Origin of the sequence: Curtobacterium sp. MCJR17_043 (assembly GCF_003224315.2) — a bacterium.
Classification (GTDB): domain Bacteria; phylum Actinomycetota; class Actinomycetes; order Actinomycetales; family Microbacteriaceae; genus Curtobacterium.
The window spans coordinates 1,270,355-1,284,715 of the sequence record NZ_CP126259.1; the positions used below are offsets into that span (position 1 = coordinate 1,270,355).

The following is a 14,361-nucleotide window of genomic DNA, read 5'->3' on the forward strand; positions in this document are numbered from 1 at the left end:
TCGACGACGACGTCACCGCGGCCTTCCGGGCGTCCGTCGCCGCGGGGGGAGCAGGGCTCCGTGGTCGACGCGCTCGACTTCGTCACGACCGCGCCCGACGACCACTCCGCCCTCGCCGGCATCAGCCCGGCCGGCCGCGAGCGGATGCGCGCCCTCGGCGCCCAGCTCGCCACGCTGCGCTCCCGTGCCGGCGGGGACCTGGTCGACTTCGTCACGCTCGTGGTGCAGGAGATGCGGCTCGACATCGAGGTCGCCGCGCACGAGCAGGGCGGGTCGGCGTACCTCGACGCCTTCGTCGACGAACTGAGCGGCTTCGTGCAGACCGACGACCGTGCCGACCTCGGCGCCTTCCTCGGCTGGATCGACGCCGCAGCCCGCCGCGACGACATGGGGCCGCGGTCGGAGGAACCCGAGGGCGGGACCGTCCAGATCCTGACGATCCACGGCTCGAAGGGCCTGGAGTGGGACGCGGTCGCCGTGCCGCGGATGGTCGAGGGCGCCCTGCCCGCCCGGCCCCAGGAGGGGTCGACGGGGTGGCTCGGGTTCGGCCGGTTGCCGTACGAGTTCCGCGGCGACGCCGAGGAACTGCCCCGTCTGGCCTGGCGCGGGCAGGAGACCCAGAAGGACGTCGTCACGGCGATCGACGCCTTCAAGGACGAGGTCCGGGCGCGGAACGAGGACGAGGAACGCCGCCTGACCTACGTGGCGCTGACCCGCGCGAAGCACGAGCTGCTCGTCACCGGGTCCTCGTGGTCGACCGGGGTGAAGCCGACGGCCCCGAGCCGGTACCTGCACGACCTCGTCGACGCCGGGGTGCTCCCCGCCGACCGGATCCCGGAGGGCACCGCGCACGAGTCGAACCCGCTCGGCGACCAGGGAGCGACGCAGACCTGGCCGCACGTGCCGTTCGGCTCCCGCGGTCCGCGGGTGCTCGCCGCCGCGGAGCGCGTGCGCAACGCGAACCCCGGCGCCGCCGGTCGCCACGCCGCCGACATCGACCTGCTGCTCGCGGAACGCCGGGCGGCCCGGTCGGCCGCGCACGCGGTGGTCGTCCCGCACCGCGTCCCGGCGTCCGGTTTCAAGGACTACCTCGGCGAGCCGGACCGCGTCGCCGAACGGCTGCGCCGTCCGATGCCCGAGCGGCCGTACCGGGCCACCCGCCTCGGCACGCTGTTCCACCAGTGGGTCGAACAGCGTGCCCGTGGCGGTGGCGCCGCGGCGCCGCTCGGCGGGTGGGACGGCGGGCTCGACGCCTGGGCCGGCGAACTCGACCTCGACGTCGGGGAGACCGCTCCCGCCACCGACGGTGACCTCGCCGTCACGGACGACGACGCCCGACGGCTGGCCGACTTCCAGGAGACCTTCGCCCGGTCACGCTGGGCGGGTCTGACGCCCCTCGAGGTCGAACGCGAGATCCACATCCCGTTCCTCGGGCACAGCGTCGTGTGCAAGCTCGACGCCGTCTACGAGATCGACGGGCGGATCGAAGTCGTCGACTGGAAGACCGGCAAGGCCCCGACCGGTGCCGAGGACCTGGAACGCCGGCAGGTGCAGCTCGCGCTGTACCGGGTCGCGTACGCCGAGTTCACCGGCCGGCCGATCGAGGACGTCGACGCGGTGTTCTACTTCGTGGCGGACGACCTCGAGGTCCGACCGACGTCGCTGCTCGACCGTGCCGGGCTGGAACGCGCCTGGCGGAACGCGATCGGCTGAGGCGAGCCGCGCCTCCAGGCCGGATCAGCCGTGCCGGCGCTCGGTCGAGGAGAGCAGCTGCTCGACCTCGCCGATCTCCATCGTCTCCGGCGACACCGCCTGCAGCGGTGCGGCCGACGGTGCGTGGACGGCCTCGGCCAGGCGGTGCATCATCGCGACCGCGTCGTCGACGACCTCGGTGCTCTTCACCTGCACCCCGTGCAGCAGCCACTGGGCGGTCTCGAGCTCGTGGTGCACGCGGGCGCGTTGCCCGAGCTGCCGGTCCCGACCGCCACCGCCGGCGGTGTAGGCGCTGAGGACCGTGTCGAACGCCTCGCGGCGGCCGGCGAGCACCCAGGCCAGGTCCTTCGCCGGGTCGCCGAGGCGGAGTTCGCCCCAGCCGAGCACGCCCGTGACCTCGTCGCCCTGCACGAGCAGCGAGTCGACGCCGAGCGAGCCGTGGACGACGGTCGGCGTGAACTGCCAGAGCTGCTGGTCGCGCGCGGCACCCTCCCAGCGCTCCTGGAGCGCGGCCGGCACGAGCTTCGTCGCGACGGCCCGGTCCATCACGGAGACCGCGGAGCGGAGCACCTCGAAGGGCGTCAGGGACGGCAGGCCGGCGTCCGTCACGAAGCTCGTGGGCAGGACGTGGAGCGCGGCGACCGCGCGGCCGACGCTGGTCGCCAGCTCCGGACGTTCCGTCAGGTCACGGAGCGCGGGGTGCTCGCCGTCGACGAACGTGGTGAGGATGGCGCGGGTCGACCCGATCGGCGCCTGTCCGCGGTACTCCGGGACGGCGAACGGGAGGCGCGTGCGGATCCCGGCGCTGAGCGCGCGGATGGCCACCAGGTCGGCGGACTGGCGGGCCTCGGCGCGCTGGTTCCGGGGCCGGCGGATCGCCGAGCTGTGGCCCTCCGCGTCACGGACGACCGCCGACTCGTAGTCACCGGCGGCCACCGAGCCGAGCGTGCGCGTCCCGGTCAGGACGAGCCCGGGCACGGCCGTCGTCGCCAACGCGGCTAGAGTGAACTGCGATCCCGCCATGCCCATCAGGGTAGGTCCGCGGCACACCCGATCGGTGCGCGCCACGCTGGCCCGGGACGTGTCGACCACGAGGAGATCCGCGTGACCGTGGAGTTCGCCGCCCGGCTGCCGCTCGCCCGCAACGAGCTCGACCGCGATGCCGAGTACCGCGCCACCCCCGACCTCGACCGCGTGCTGCGGGACGACCCGGCGACGCGGTTCCTGCCCGTCCACGCCGGCGCGATGCTCCGGGGCGGCGACGGCGCGCTCCGCTTCGTCGACGCCGGACAGGTACCCGAGGACGCGACGCTGCTCTACCTCGGACGCGCGGTCGCCGACGCCGCCGACGCCCCGGCCGGCACCCGCTTCGTCGCGGCGCTCGTCGACGACGACGCTGCCGCCGCCATCGAACCGGACACCGCGGCGTGGGAGAACCTGCGCATGTTCGGCACCGAGCTGTCCGCCCGCGACCAGGGCCTCGCGGTCGAAGCGGTCGCGATGGCGAACTGGCACGCGGTGCACGGCTTCTCGCCGCGGACCGGCTCGGCGACCGAGTCGACCTCGGGCGGGTGGGTCCGCCGCGACCCCGAGGGGCACCAGCACTTCCCGCGGACCGACGCGGCGATCATCGTCGGCATCACCGACGGCGAGGACCGCATCCTGCTCGGCTCGAACGCTGCCTGGGACGCGAACCGGTACTCGCTGCTCGCCGGGTTCGTCGAGCCGGGGGGAGTCGCTCGAGGACGCCGTCCGGCGTGAGGTCTTCGAGGAAGCGGGCGTCACCATCGAGGAACCGGAGTACCTCGGCTCGCAGCCGTGGCCGTTCCCGGCGTCGCTCATGGTCGGGTTCCGCGCACGTGCCGTCGACGGCGACCCCTCCGCCGCCCGGCCGGACGGTGTCGAGATCCTCGACGTCCGCTGGTTCTCCCGCGACGAGATCCGCGAACAGGCCGGGGACACGATCCTGCTGCCCGGCCGGACCTCGATCGCCCGCGTGATCATCGAGGAGTGGTACGGCGGGCCGCTCGACCTGCCGTGACGGTCGCACCCGGCGCCGGCGACCCGTCGACCCCGACCCCGGACGCGCTGCTCGCCGCACTCGACGCCGAGCAGCGGACGGTCGCACGGACGCTCCTCGGTCCGGTGGCCGTGCTGGCGGGCGCGGGGACCGGCAAGACCCGCGCGATCACGCACCGCATCGCCTACGGGGTCGCGACCGGCACGTACTCGCCCAACCACGTCCTCGCGCTGACCTTCACCACCCGGGCGGCGGGAGAGCTGCGCTCGCGGTTGCGCGCCCTCGGCGCCGGAGCCGTCCAGGCCCGGACGTTCCACGCCGCGGCGATGTCCCAGCTCGGGTACTTCTGGCCGGACACGGTCGGCGGGCACGCCCCCGGGCTCGTCGAGTCCAAGGGCCGGATGATCGCGCACGCCGCGGACACCATCGGCCTGCGGGTCGACACCCCGACGCTCCGCGACCTGGCCGGCGAGGTCGAGTGGCGCAAGGTGCAGCGGCTCACGTACGACGAGTACGAGTCCGCCGCGACCGAGCGGACGATGCCACGCGACACCTCGCCGTCCCGCGTGGTCGACCTCATGCGCGCGTACGAGCGGCTCAAGGACGACCGTCGGCAGATGGACTTCGAGGACGTGCTGCTCGCGACCCTCGGCATGGTGGAGTCCGAGCCCCGGGTGGCGTCCTACGTGCGTCAGCAGTACCGGTTCTTCGTGGTGGACGAGTACCAGGACGTCTCGCCCGTGCAGCACGACCTGCTCCGCGCGTGGCTCGGCGGTCGGGACGACCTGTGCGTGGTCGGTGACGCCAGCCAGACGATCTACTCGTTCACCGGCGCGTCCAGCCGCTACCTGCTCGGGTTCGGCTCGGAGTTCCCGCGCGCGTCCGTGCTCCGGCTCGAACGGAACTACCGCTCCACCCCAGAGGTCGTGCACGCGGCGAACGCACTCATGCGCGGGCAGCCGGGGGCGCTCGACCTCGTCGCGCAGGAGACCGCCCCCGGTCCGGAGCCGACGGTGCTCGCCTGCGCGCACGACGGGGACGAGGCCGCGACGATCGCCCGCCGCATCACCGAGCTCGTGGACGGCGGGGCGGCGTACGGCGAGTGCGCCGTCCTGTACCGCGTCGGCGCGCAGTCCGCGGCGATCGAGTCGGCGCTCGCCCGCAACGGGATCCCGTACCGGGTGCAGGGCGGGAAGCGCTTCTTCGACCGCCCGGAGGTGAAGCTCGCCGTGCACCACATGCGCGGCGAGGCGGTCCGGCAGACCGACGACGAGCTCCTGCGCCGGGTGGAGCTCGTGCTGCAGATCAGCGGGTGGACGCGCACCCCGCCGGAGGGCACCGGTGCCGTGCGTGAGCAGTGGGAGGCCCTGCAGGCGATCATGCAGCTCGCCGAGTCCTCGCCGGCCGGGACGACCATGCAGCAGTTCACGGCCGATCTGGTGGACCGTGCCGCGACCCACCACGAGCCGGAACTCGACGCCGTCACGCTCGCGACGCTGCACTCGTCGAAGGGCCTGGAGTGGCCGCACGTCGTGCTCGCGGGCGTCGCCGAGGGGCTGCTGCCGATCTCGTACGCGACGACCGACGACGGCGTCGACGAGGAACGTCGGCTCTTCTACGTCGGCATCACCCGTGCTCGTCGTTCCCTGACGCTGACGTGGTCCGGTCAGGGGTCCACACGGGGTGGGGCCCGGGTGGCGAGTCGGTTCCTGGCAGCCCTCGGCACGCACACCGCGGATGCGGAGCGACCCGCCGCACCGTGACCGACAGGTCCGTCCGGTCCACCAGGAGCTGCTGCGCGTCCGGGTACTGGGTCACCAGGGGGGAGCCGCTCGAGGACCAGCCGGGTCACCGTCGTGGCGACCGTCGCAGCCCGGTAGGGCGACAGTGCGGCCACGGGACGGCCCCAGACCTGCGCGGCGATCGCCGGCCAGGCGGGGTCCGCGTCGGTGCGCTCGAGTTCCACGCACTGGAGGCACGGCCCGGCTCCCGGGACCAGGAACGGCCCGACGCGGACACGTCCGTCGCCCACCACCACCGGCAGGTGCGGGACCGACCGGCGACACCAGGCGGCCCGGACCGTCGGGTCGGTCACGTGGTCGGCGACGAGGACGGCGAGCGTCGGCGGCGGGTCGGGCTCGGGGACCGGGCCGCCGCGCGGCACCGACGTCCGCACGACGGTCACGCCGTCACCGGTGAGCATCCGGTCGAGCTCCTGCGCGAGCGGCCCGGCACCGGACACCTCGACCCGGGCGGCCGGCTCCGCGTCCAGGTCGACCAGGGCCGGAGCGGCGTCCCCGAGCAACCGGGCCGCGACGGCGGGCGGGCAGCCGACGCTCCGGGCGACCCCGGCCATCGCGTCCCGTCCGGTCTCGCTCCGGAGCGCGCAGAGGAAGCGCTCCTCGGCCGTCGTCGGGAAGGTGACCAGCGCGCGCGGCGGGTCGACCCCGAGCTGGACCGTGCACGGATCGCGCCAGATGAACTCGAGCGTCGGGTCGATGCGGATGCCCATGCGTCCACGCTGGCGCAGGCACCGCCGACGGGGCAGTCCGGACGCCGATCTGTGGACAAGACGAGGCGGGCCGGACGGTCGGGACGCAAGGCGGGTCGCGCCTCCCGTCCCGACCGGGGTGACTAGTGCCGCGGTCCGCCCTGCGGGTCGCCGTCGGCGGGCCCGGCCGTCGGGCCGTCGCCGGAGTCCTCGATGCCGGAGTCCTCGATGCCGCCGTCCTCGTCCTCGTGCGGACGGTCGGCGGTGGTGTCGTTGAGCAGGTCCTCGAGCGCTCGGTCGAACGCGTCGTCCTCCGGCGTCTGCGACGGGTCGCGGAGCCGGGCGACCAGGGACTCCGGCGCGTCGATGTCGTCCGAGCCGGGCACCAGGTCGAACGCGGCCCAGAGCGCGTCGCGCTCGCCGGCACCGAGTTCGTCGGTGACCCGCTGCCACATCGCGGCCGCTTCACGGAGTCGGCGCGGGCGGAGTTCGAGACCGACCAGCGTCGCGAAGGCGGACTCGGCCGGGCCTCCTGCGGCGCGACGACGTCGCACCATCTCCGCGATCGCGCCGGAGCGGGGGAGACGGGCGGTCGCGGCGGCCGTGACGGTGTCGACCCATCCCTCGACGAGCGCGAGCATCGTCTCGAGTCGGGCGAGGGCGGCGTCCTGCTCCGGGGTCCGCGGCGGGATGAGCGCCCCGGAGGCCAGCGCGTCCCGCAGCTGCTCCTGGTCGGTCGGGTCGATGCCCGACAGGGACTCCTCGACCCGGTCGAACGGGATGTGCACGCCCTTGGCGTACTCCGTGATCGACGAGATGATGTGCAGCCGCAGCCAGCGTGCCGAGCGGAACAGTCGGGCGTGGGCGAGCTCGCGGACGGCGAGGTAGATGCGCACCTCGTCGGCCGGGACGTCCAGGCCCTCGGCGAACTCGGCGACGTTCTGCGGCACGAGCGCGGCGACCTGCTCGTCGAGGAGCGGGACGCCGACGTCGCCGCCGGAGACGACCTCCTTGGCGAGCTGCCCGACGACCTGGCCGAGTTGGATCGCGAAGAGCGCACCACCGACCCCGCGCATGGCCTTCGAGACGTCGCCGAGCATGAGCTTGAGCTCCTCGGGCGCGCGCTGGTCGATCGCCTCGGTGAGGGCGGTCGCGATGCTCGACGCCACGGGCTCGGCGATCTGCGACCACACGGGTGCGGTCGCCTTCGCCCACTGCTCGCGCGTGTAGACGCTCGGTGTCGAGGTGAGTTCCGCGACGGTGGTCACCTCGTCGAGCCAGAGCGCCGCGACCTGGAAGGCCTGCGCCGCTGCTTGCGCGGTGGCGGGGTCGAGCGGCTGCTCGCCCTCGCGGGCGATCGTGGCGGCGCGTTCGGCCGTCACGGTGAAGTCGATGCCGTCGCCGCCGTCCTGCGCGGCCCGCTGGAGCTGGCTCATGAGGTTCGCGACGAAGGTCGGGTCGTTCGGCAGGCCGGCGGCTCCGGCGAGCTGCGACGGGTCGATCTGGCCCTCGCCGGACAGGAGCTTGCGGAGCATCTCCCGGAAGTCGTCGTCCGGCCCCGGCTGCGGTTGATCAGGCATGCCGACTACGCTAACCGCTGCCCGTGAGGCCGTGCCTGGGACCGGCCCGGGCAACCGCCCGTCCGGCTGCGCCGTGGGCGAACAGCCTCCGGAAGGACCCGTGTGACCCTCTTCGCCCCCCGCCCCCCCGTCGTCGCTCGCGCTCACGGACGGTCGGCTGGGCCTTCGTCGTCGGCGCCCTCGTCCTGGCGGTCGTCGCGAGCCTGCTGCCGAGCCCGTACCTCATCGAGATGCCCGGCCCGGTGTTCAACACGATCGGCACGCAGCGGCAGGGGACCGGCAAGGACGCGAAGGACGTCGAACTCATCCAGATCGACGGGCACCGCACCTACCCGACGTCGGGCGCGCTCGACATGCTCACGGTCAGTGTGCAGGGCACGGCGACCGAACGGCCGCCGTGGACGAGCGTCATCCGCGCCCTCTTCTCGGAGTCCGAGGCGGTGGTGCCCGCGAGCGCGATCTACCCGCCCGGACGGACGACCGAGCAGGTGAACGAGCAGGACGCCGCGGACATGACGAACTCCCAGCAGTCCTCCGTCGCCGCGGCCCTCGTGCAGGAGGGGTTCGAGGTCCCGAGCGAACTCGAGGTGGGCACCGTGCAGCAGGGCTCCCCGGCCGACGGCGTGGTCCGTGAGGGGGGACGTCATCACGGCGTTCGACGGCACGTCCCTCACCACGAACTCCGACGCGTCGACCCTCCGGCAGCTCGTCGCGGAGCACGGCACGAGCGCACCGGCGACGATCACCGTCGAGCGGGACGGGGCGACGCGGGAGCTCTCGGTCACCCCGCGGACCGAGCAGGGCACCGCGCTGCTCGGCGTCGGCGTGGTCGAGCACTACGACTTCCCCTTCGACGTCGACATCGCGCTGCAGGACGTGGGCGGGCCCTCGGCGGGCATGATGTTCGCGCTCGGGATCATCGACGAGATCACGCCCGGCGCGTTGAACGGCGGCGAGCACGTCGCCGGGACCGGCACGATCACCGCCGGTGGCGCGGTCGGACCGATCGGCGGCATCCGGCAGAAGCTCCACGGCGCCGAGTCGGCGGGCGCCACGGTGTTCCTCGCCCCGAAGGCGAACTGCGACGAGGTGGTCGGACACGTACCGGACGGCCTCGACGTGTACGCGGTCTCGACGCTCGACCAGGCGGTCACCGACCTCGAGACGATCGCGGCGGGCCGGAGCACGGCCGGGCTCGAGCGCTGCACCTCCTGAGCGCCAGGCGCGCTGCCGCGGTCTCCGGGCCGCCGGCCTCCCGGACGACCGGCACGGACGGCCCGGACGGCTGGGCCGGGAGGCCCGGGGCGCGATCCTGAGATGCGGCACAGGTTCACTGTCGGCCGGGACGAATAGGATCGTCAGCACTGACGGCTCGGCCTGCCGGCGCCGCCGGTCCGACACGTCTGGAGCACAACAAGTGACGAACACCTCGTCCACCGCGGGACGGCGCTCGCCGCGTGTCCCGATCGTGGTCACGATCATCGTGCTGGCCGCACTGGTGATCGGCTTCTTCATCTTCGCCAGCCTGTACACCGACTACGCGTGGTTCGCGCAGCTCGGGTTCGAGCGCGTCCTGACCACCCGGTGGCTCGCCGGGACGGCCATGTTCGTCGCCGGCTTCCTGGGCATGGCGATCCCGGTCTGGCTGAGCATCGTCCTCGCTTTCCGGTTCCGTCCGGTCTACGCGAAGCTCAACGCGCAGCTCGACCGCTACCAGCAGGTCATCGAGCCGCTGCGCCGCGTCGTGGTGCTCGGCATCCCCGCGGTGCTCGGCGTCTTCGCCGGTCTGGCGACCGCACCGCGCTGGAGCACCGTCCTCGAGTACCTCAACCGGACGCCGTTCGGCAAGACCGACCCGCAGTTCGGGCTCGACGTCGGGTTCTACGTCTTCGAGCTGCCGTTCTGGCGCGCCGTCGTGGCGTACTCATCCGCCGTCGTGCTCATCGCCGGCCTCGCCGCGCTCGCCGCGACGTACCTGTACGGCGCGATCCGCTTCGGCGGTCGAGAGGTCCGCATCTCGAAGGCCGCGCGCATCCAGCTCGCGATCACGGCCGCGCTCTACATCGCGCTGCAGGCCGCCAGTCTCTGGCTCGACCAGTACACGGCGCTGACGAAGGACAACTCCCTCATCACGGGCGCGCAGTACACCGAGGTGAACGCGACGATCCCGGGCCGCGAGATCATGGCGGGCATCGCGGCGATCGTGGCGATCCTGTTCATCGTGACGGCGGTCATCGGCCGCTGGCGCGTGTCGATCATCGGGACCGGGCTGCTCCTGGTGTCCGCGATCGTCATCGGCGGGATCTACCCCTGGATCGTCCAGCGCCTGCAGGTCGCACCGAGCGAGCGCTCGTTCGAGTCCGCGTTCATCCAGCGGAACATCGACGCCACCCGGGACGCCTACAACGTCGCCGGGGTCCAGGAACAGGACTACGACGCCACCACCACGGCGACGACCGGTGCCCTGTCCGAGGACGCCCAGACGACGGCGAACATCCGCATCATCGACCCCAAGATCGTCTCCGACACGTACAGCCAGCTCCAGCAGTACCGGCAGTACTACAAGTTCCCCGACCAGCTCGACGTCGACCGCTACCAGGTGGACGGCAAGACCGAGGACACCGTGCTCGCGGTGCGTGACATCGACCTCGACGGCCTCGGTGCCTCGGCCACCCAGTACAACCGGACGTTCGTCTACACGCACGGCTACGGCGTCGTCGCGGCGTACGGCAACCAGCGGGCATCCGACGGCAAGCCGGTGTTCATCGAGTCGGGCATCCCGGCCGGCGACACCCTCGGCAAGTACCAGCCGCGCGTCTACTTCGGCGAGAACTCGCCGGCGTACTCGATCGTCGGGGCACCGGAGGGCACGAAGGACGTCGAGCTCGACTACCCGTCCGGCTCGGACGACGACGACGGCAACGCCACCACGACCTACGCGGCGGACGGCGGACCGAAGATCGGCAACTTCTTCAACCGCCTGGTCTACGCGGCGAAGTTCCAGTCGGAGCAGATCCTGCTGTCGAACGCCGTCAACGCCGACTCGCAGATCCTGTACGACCGTGACCCGGTCAAGCGCGTGCAGAACGTCGCGCCCTACCTGAAGCTGGACCAGGACGCGTACCCGGCGATCGTCGACAACCGCATCAAGTGGATCGTCGACGGCTACACGACGAGCAACGCGTACCCGTACTCGCAGAGCCAGAGCATGACGGACAGCATCAACGGCACCGACTCCGGCAGCTTCCGCACCGACCAGGTGAACTACATCCGGAACTCGGTGAAGGCCACGGTCGACGCCTACACGGGCAAGGTCACGCTCTACGCCTGGGACACGAAGGACCCGGTGCTCGAGACGTGGCAGAAGGTCTTCCCGACGTCGCTGCAGCCGGTGTCCGCGATGAGCGCCGACCTGCTCGCCCACGTGCGCTACCCGACCGACCTGTTCAAGGTCCAGCGGAGCATCCTCGGCACGTACCACGTCACCAACGCGAACTCGTTCTACTCGGGCGACGACGCGTGGACGACGCCGGTCGACCCGACCTCGACCTCGACGAGCGCCGGGGACGCCGACTCGGCGGGCACCACCACCGGGACGAACGCGAACACCACGAACGCGCTCGGGACGCAGACCACGGCGACGAACCCGGACCAGCAGGACCCGTACTACCTGACGATGAAGGTGCCGGGCGCGGGCACGGCCTACTCGCTGTACAGCACCTACATCCCGAAGCAGAACTCGTCGTCGAACGCGCGGAACGTGCTGACCGGCTACCTGGCCGTCGGATCCGACGCCAGCGGGGCAGGCAAGGGCAAGAAGGGCGAGGGCTACGGCAAGCTCACGCTGCTGACGATCCCGAAGACCGACAGCATCCCCGGCCCGTCGCAGGTGCAGAACCTGTTCAACTCCGACCCGGCCGTCTCGCAGGAGCTCAACATCCTCAAGCGGGGCAACAGCACCGTCAAGCAGGGCAACCTGCTGACGCTGCCGGTCGGTGGTGGGTTCCTCTACGTGCAGCCGGTGTACGTGCAGTCCACGTCGAGTGGGTCGTACCCGCTGCTGCAGAAGGTGCTCGTGGCCTTCGGGGACAAGATCGCGTTCGAGGACACGCTCGACGAGGCGCTCGACGAACTGTTCGGCGGCAACTCGGGCGCGGCCGCGGGTGACTCCGGTGCGGCTGCGGGGAACTCGGACTCCGACGACGAGGGCTCCGACACGTCGACGGGTGGGAGCTCGACGGGCGGTGCCACCGGTGGTGCGACCGGCGGCGCGACCGGTGGGTCGTCCTCCGGCGCTGCGACGCCGGACCTGCAGCAGGCGCTGTCCGAAGCGGACGAGGCGCTCCGGGCTCGTGAGCAGGCGTACGCCGACAACGACCTGGTCGCCGCCGCCGAGGCCGACCAGCGACTGCAGGAGGCCGTCGAGGACGCCATCGCAGCGCAGGGTGGCAGCGGCTCCGACGGTTGATGCGGGCGGGCGGGGTGCTCGATTTGGCACCCCGCCCGATCCCGTGTAGTGTTTTCCATGTGCCGCGGGGTGGAGCAGTTCGGTAGCTCGCTGGGCTCATAACCCAGAGGTCGTAGGTTCAAATCCTGCCCCCCGCAACCAACGCGACACGAGAAGCCCCGGTCCTCACGGACCGGGGCTTCTTCGTGTTCCCGGCCCCTCTGCCCGTTCAAGCCGATCCCGGCGCGCTCGCGCCGTCCGGTGCCTCCGGACGTCCTCTGCTCGTCGTGGCTCATCGTCGCGTCCGCCGTCGGGGTCGACACGCCGGGGTGCGTGGAGAACGAACGGGAGGCCCGGCGCCAGCTGGCACCGGGCCTCCCGTCCGTCACCGGTCCTGCCAGGACGCGGTCGCTCGCTCAGCTCGTGGCGCGTGCGCCACGGACGCCGCGACCGAGCGCGTCGATGCGCGCGAGCTCGTCCGAGGTGAACGTGACGTCAGCGGCCGTGACGTTCTCGGCGACGCGCCCCGGGTTCCGCGATCCCGGGATCGGGACGATGTCGTCGCGCTGCGCCAGGATCCACGCGAGCGCCAGCTGCGAGAGGGAGACGTCCTTCTCCGCAGCGAGCTCGGTGAGCCCTGCGACGACCGCGGTGTTCGCGTCCCAGTTCTCCGGGGCCCACCACTCCAGCCACTGGCGGATGTCGTCCTCCGCGTAGGTGCTCCGCGGTCGCACTGCGCCGCTGAGGAAGCCGCGTGCCAGGGGTGAGTAGGCGACGAGACCGATGCCGAGCTCGTCGACGACCGGGAACAGGTCCTCCGACTCGCGGGCGAAGACCGAGTACTCGGTCTGCAGCACGGAGATCGGGTGGACCGCGTGCGCCCGGCGGATGTTCTCGGCGTCGGTGTTCGACAGGCCGAGGTAGCGGACCTTGCCGGCCTGCACGAACTCCTGCATGACGCCGACGACGTCCTCGACCGGGACCTGCGGGTCGTGCACGTGCTGGTAGAGCAGGTCGATCGAGTCGGTGCCGAGGTTGCGCAGACTGGCGTCGACGACGTCGCGGATGTGGTCGAGCTGCGAGTTCGGGGCGTACGTGTCCGTGAAGCCGAACTTCGTCGCGATCGTGACCTGGTCGCGGATCGGGGCGAGTGCGGCGCCGAGGAGCCGCTCACCGCTTCCCCAGCCGTAGAGCTCCGCGGTGTCGAAGTGGGTGACGCCGAGGTCGTGCGCGTGCCGGATCGCGGCGACGGATTCCGTGTCGTCGCCGGGGCCGTACGCGAAGGTCGTGCCCATCGCGCCGTAGCCGATCGCGCTGACGACCAGGCCCTGTCGTCCGAGTGTTCGTTGCTGCATGTCGTCCTCCTGGAACGGATCGTGGTTCGAGTGGCACTGTACGCCGTACTTGGCAGAGTCTGTCAACTACGGCAGACGCTGACTCAGGGGTACGATCGAACCATGAGCGAGACGGCGGAGGCACGGCCCGGACTACGGGACATCGCCCGCGATGCAGTGCGAGCGCGCATCGCCGCGGTCGCCATCGCCCGGTTCGACGCGGAGGGGTTCGACCGGGTGACGGTCGAGCAGGTGGCTGCGGAGGCGGGCATCTCGGCACGGAGCTTCCACCGGTACTTCCCGGCAAAGGAGGACGCGGTCATCGGTGACCCGGCCCGGCACGGTGCCGCCCTCGCCGCGGCGTTCGGCGCACGTCCGGCGGACGAACCGGTCTGGAGCGCCCTGCGTGAGGCCTTCGTGGCGATGCTCGAGCACGGCAGTGACGACGATCCGGAGACCGGACGGCGCTCCGTCCGGGTGATGCTGAGCACACCGTCGCTCCGGGCGCGGAACACCGAGAAGCACCACGCCTGGGCCGAGGTGCTCCTCCCGTTGGTGGTCGACCGGCTCGGGGGGGACGGACGGCGACCTGCGTGCGCGGACGGTCGTGCAGGCCGCGCTCGGGTGCTTCGACGTCTCGGTGGCGAGGTGGGCGGAGGGCGGCGACGACGTCGTGGGGATCCTGCGGCGGTCGTTCGACGTCCTCGACGTCCGGTCCTGACGGAGCCCGGCGTGGTTAGCCTGGCACCGTGACGACACTGACCATCGCCGCGGCG

Annotated in this window: 12 protein-coding genes and 1 tRNA gene; 8 read left to right on the plus strand and 5 right to left on the minus strand. The window is 72.2% G+C overall.

Annotated features, from left to right (window positions below):
* Positions 1 to 144 precede the first annotated feature (144 nt).
* Positions 145 to 1,713, plus strand: coding sequence for a 3'-5' exonuclease (locus DEJ15_RS06695; RefSeq protein WP_284175950.1), 1,569 nt, complete (start codon positions 145 to 147; stop codon positions 1,711 to 1,713).
* Positions 1,714 to 1,737: 24 nt separating this feature from the next.
* On the opposite strand, the gene DEJ15_RS06700 is transcribed toward DEJ15_RS06695, so the two are convergent.
* Positions 1,738 to 2,736: a phosphotransferase gene (locus DEJ15_RS06700; protein ID WP_110823996.1), complete on the minus strand. Its 999-nt coding sequence runs from the start codon at positions 2,734 to 2,736 to the stop codon at positions 1,738 to 1,740.
* Between the two features lie 81 nt (positions 2,737 to 2,817).
* Between DEJ15_RS06700 and DEJ15_RS06705 the strand changes: the two genes are divergently transcribed.
* From DEJ15_RS06705 to DEJ15_RS06710, 3 genes are read left to right on the plus strand one after another with little or no spacing between them, the layout of a single operon-like run.
* A complete protein-coding gene (locus DEJ15_RS06705) occupies positions 2,818 to 3,474 on the plus strand; it encodes an NAD(+) diphosphatase (RefSeq protein ID WP_349814838.1) in 657 nt (218 codons plus the stop codon).
* Positions 3,475 to 3,499: 25 nt separating this feature from the next.
* Positions 3,500 to 3,754 carry an NAD(+) diphosphatase gene (locus DEJ15_RS18075; RefSeq protein ID WP_349814860.1) on the plus strand — a complete coding sequence of 85 codons (255 nt, stop codon included), beginning with the start codon at positions 3,500 to 3,502 and terminating at the stop codon, positions 3,752 to 3,754.
* Positions 3,751 to 5,496 (plus strand): ATP-dependent helicase, encoded by a 1,746-nt coding sequence (locus DEJ15_RS06710; protein ID WP_181419403.1) that lies wholly within the window; start codon positions 3,751 to 3,753, stop codon positions 5,494 to 5,496. Before DEJ15_RS18075 ends, DEJ15_RS06710 begins: the two co-directional genes overlap by 4 nt.
* Here the strand turns inward: DEJ15_RS06710 and DEJ15_RS06715 are convergent.
* From DEJ15_RS06715 to DEJ15_RS06725, 3 genes are all read right to left on the minus strand, one after another.
* Positions 5,400 to 6,245 carry a hypothetical protein gene (locus DEJ15_RS06715; protein WP_284175953.1) on the minus strand — a complete coding sequence of 282 codons (846 nt, stop codon included), beginning with the start codon at positions 6,243 to 6,245 and terminating at the stop codon, positions 5,400 to 5,402. The genes DEJ15_RS06710 and DEJ15_RS06715 overlap by 97 nt on opposite strands.
* 122 nt (positions 6,246 to 6,367) lie before the next feature.
* On the minus strand, positions 6,368 to 7,804 hold the full coding sequence (locus tag DEJ15_RS06720) for a zinc-dependent metalloprotease (protein ID WP_110823700.1): 1,437 nt from the start codon (positions 7,802 to 7,804) through the stop codon (positions 6,368 to 6,370).
* Positions 7,805 to 7,947: 143 nt separating this feature from the next.
* A complete protein-coding gene (locus DEJ15_RS06725; protein ID WP_284175955.1) occupies positions 7,948 to 8,127 on the minus strand; it encodes a hypothetical protein in 180 nt (59 codons plus the stop codon).
* Positions 8,128 to 8,434: 307 nt separating this feature from the next.
* Here DEJ15_RS06725 and DEJ15_RS06730 point away from each other — a divergent pair, with 307 nt between their 5' ends.
* The 3 genes from DEJ15_RS06730 (at position 8,435) to DEJ15_RS06740 (ending at position 12,413) form a co-directional block, all read left to right on the plus strand.
* Entirely contained in the window at positions 8,435 to 9,019 is a 585-nt protein-coding gene (locus tag DEJ15_RS06730; protein ID WP_284175957.1) for a S16 family serine protease, read from the plus strand.
* Between the two features lie 202 nt (positions 9,020 to 9,221).
* Positions 9,222 to 12,272: a UPF0182 family membrane protein gene (locus DEJ15_RS06735; protein WP_181419402.1), complete on the plus strand. Its 3,051-nt coding sequence runs from the start codon at positions 9,222 to 9,224 to the stop codon at positions 12,270 to 12,272.
* Between the two features lie 63 nt (positions 12,273 to 12,335).
* Positions 12,336 to 12,413 (plus strand) — tRNA-Met (locus DEJ15_RS06740).
* Positions 12,414 to 12,667: 254 nt separating this feature from the next.
* Here the strand turns inward: DEJ15_RS06740 and DEJ15_RS06745 are convergent.
* Positions 12,668 to 13,606 carry an aldo/keto reductase gene (locus DEJ15_RS06745; RefSeq protein ID WP_110823702.1) on the minus strand — a complete coding sequence of 313 codons (939 nt, stop codon included), beginning with the start codon at positions 13,604 to 13,606 and terminating at the stop codon, positions 12,668 to 12,670.
* A 102-nt stretch (positions 13,607 to 13,708) separates the two neighbouring features.
* Here DEJ15_RS06745 and DEJ15_RS06750 point away from each other — a divergent pair, with 102 nt between their 5' ends.
* The gene (locus DEJ15_RS06750; protein WP_284175960.1) at positions 13,709 to 14,338 is read left to right on the plus strand and encodes an acyl-CoA-like ligand-binding transcription factor; all 630 of its coding nucleotides are present in this window, start codon (positions 13,709 to 13,711) and stop codon (positions 14,336 to 14,338) included.
* Positions 14,339 to 14,361 lie beyond the last annotated feature (23 nt).

Bases quoted from the DNA above. Each gene is read 5' to 3' on its own strand.
- DEJ15_RS06695 (WP_284175950.1), top strand. From the start codon at position 145: ATGCGCGCCCTCGGCGCCCAGCTCGCCACGCTGCGCTCCCGTGCCGGC.
- DEJ15_RS06745 (WP_110823702.1), bottom strand. From the start codon at position 13,606: ATGCAGCAACGAACACTCGGACGACAGGGCCTGGTCGTCAGCGCGATC.
- DEJ15_RS06715 (WP_284175953.1), bottom strand. From the start codon at position 6,245: ATGGGCATCCGCATCGACCCGACGCTCGAGTTCATCTGGCGCGATCCG.
- DEJ15_RS06700 (WP_110823996.1), bottom strand. From the start codon at position 2,736: ATGGCGGGATCGCAGTTCACTCTAGCCGCGTTGGCGACGACGGCCGTG.
- DEJ15_RS06750 (WP_284175960.1), top strand. From the start codon at position 13,709: ATGAGCGAGACGGCGGAGGCACGGCCCGGACTACGGGACATCGCCCGC.
- DEJ15_RS06720 (WP_110823700.1), bottom strand. From the start codon at position 7,804: ATGCCTGATCAACCGCAGCCGGGGCCGGACGACGACTTCCGGGAGATG.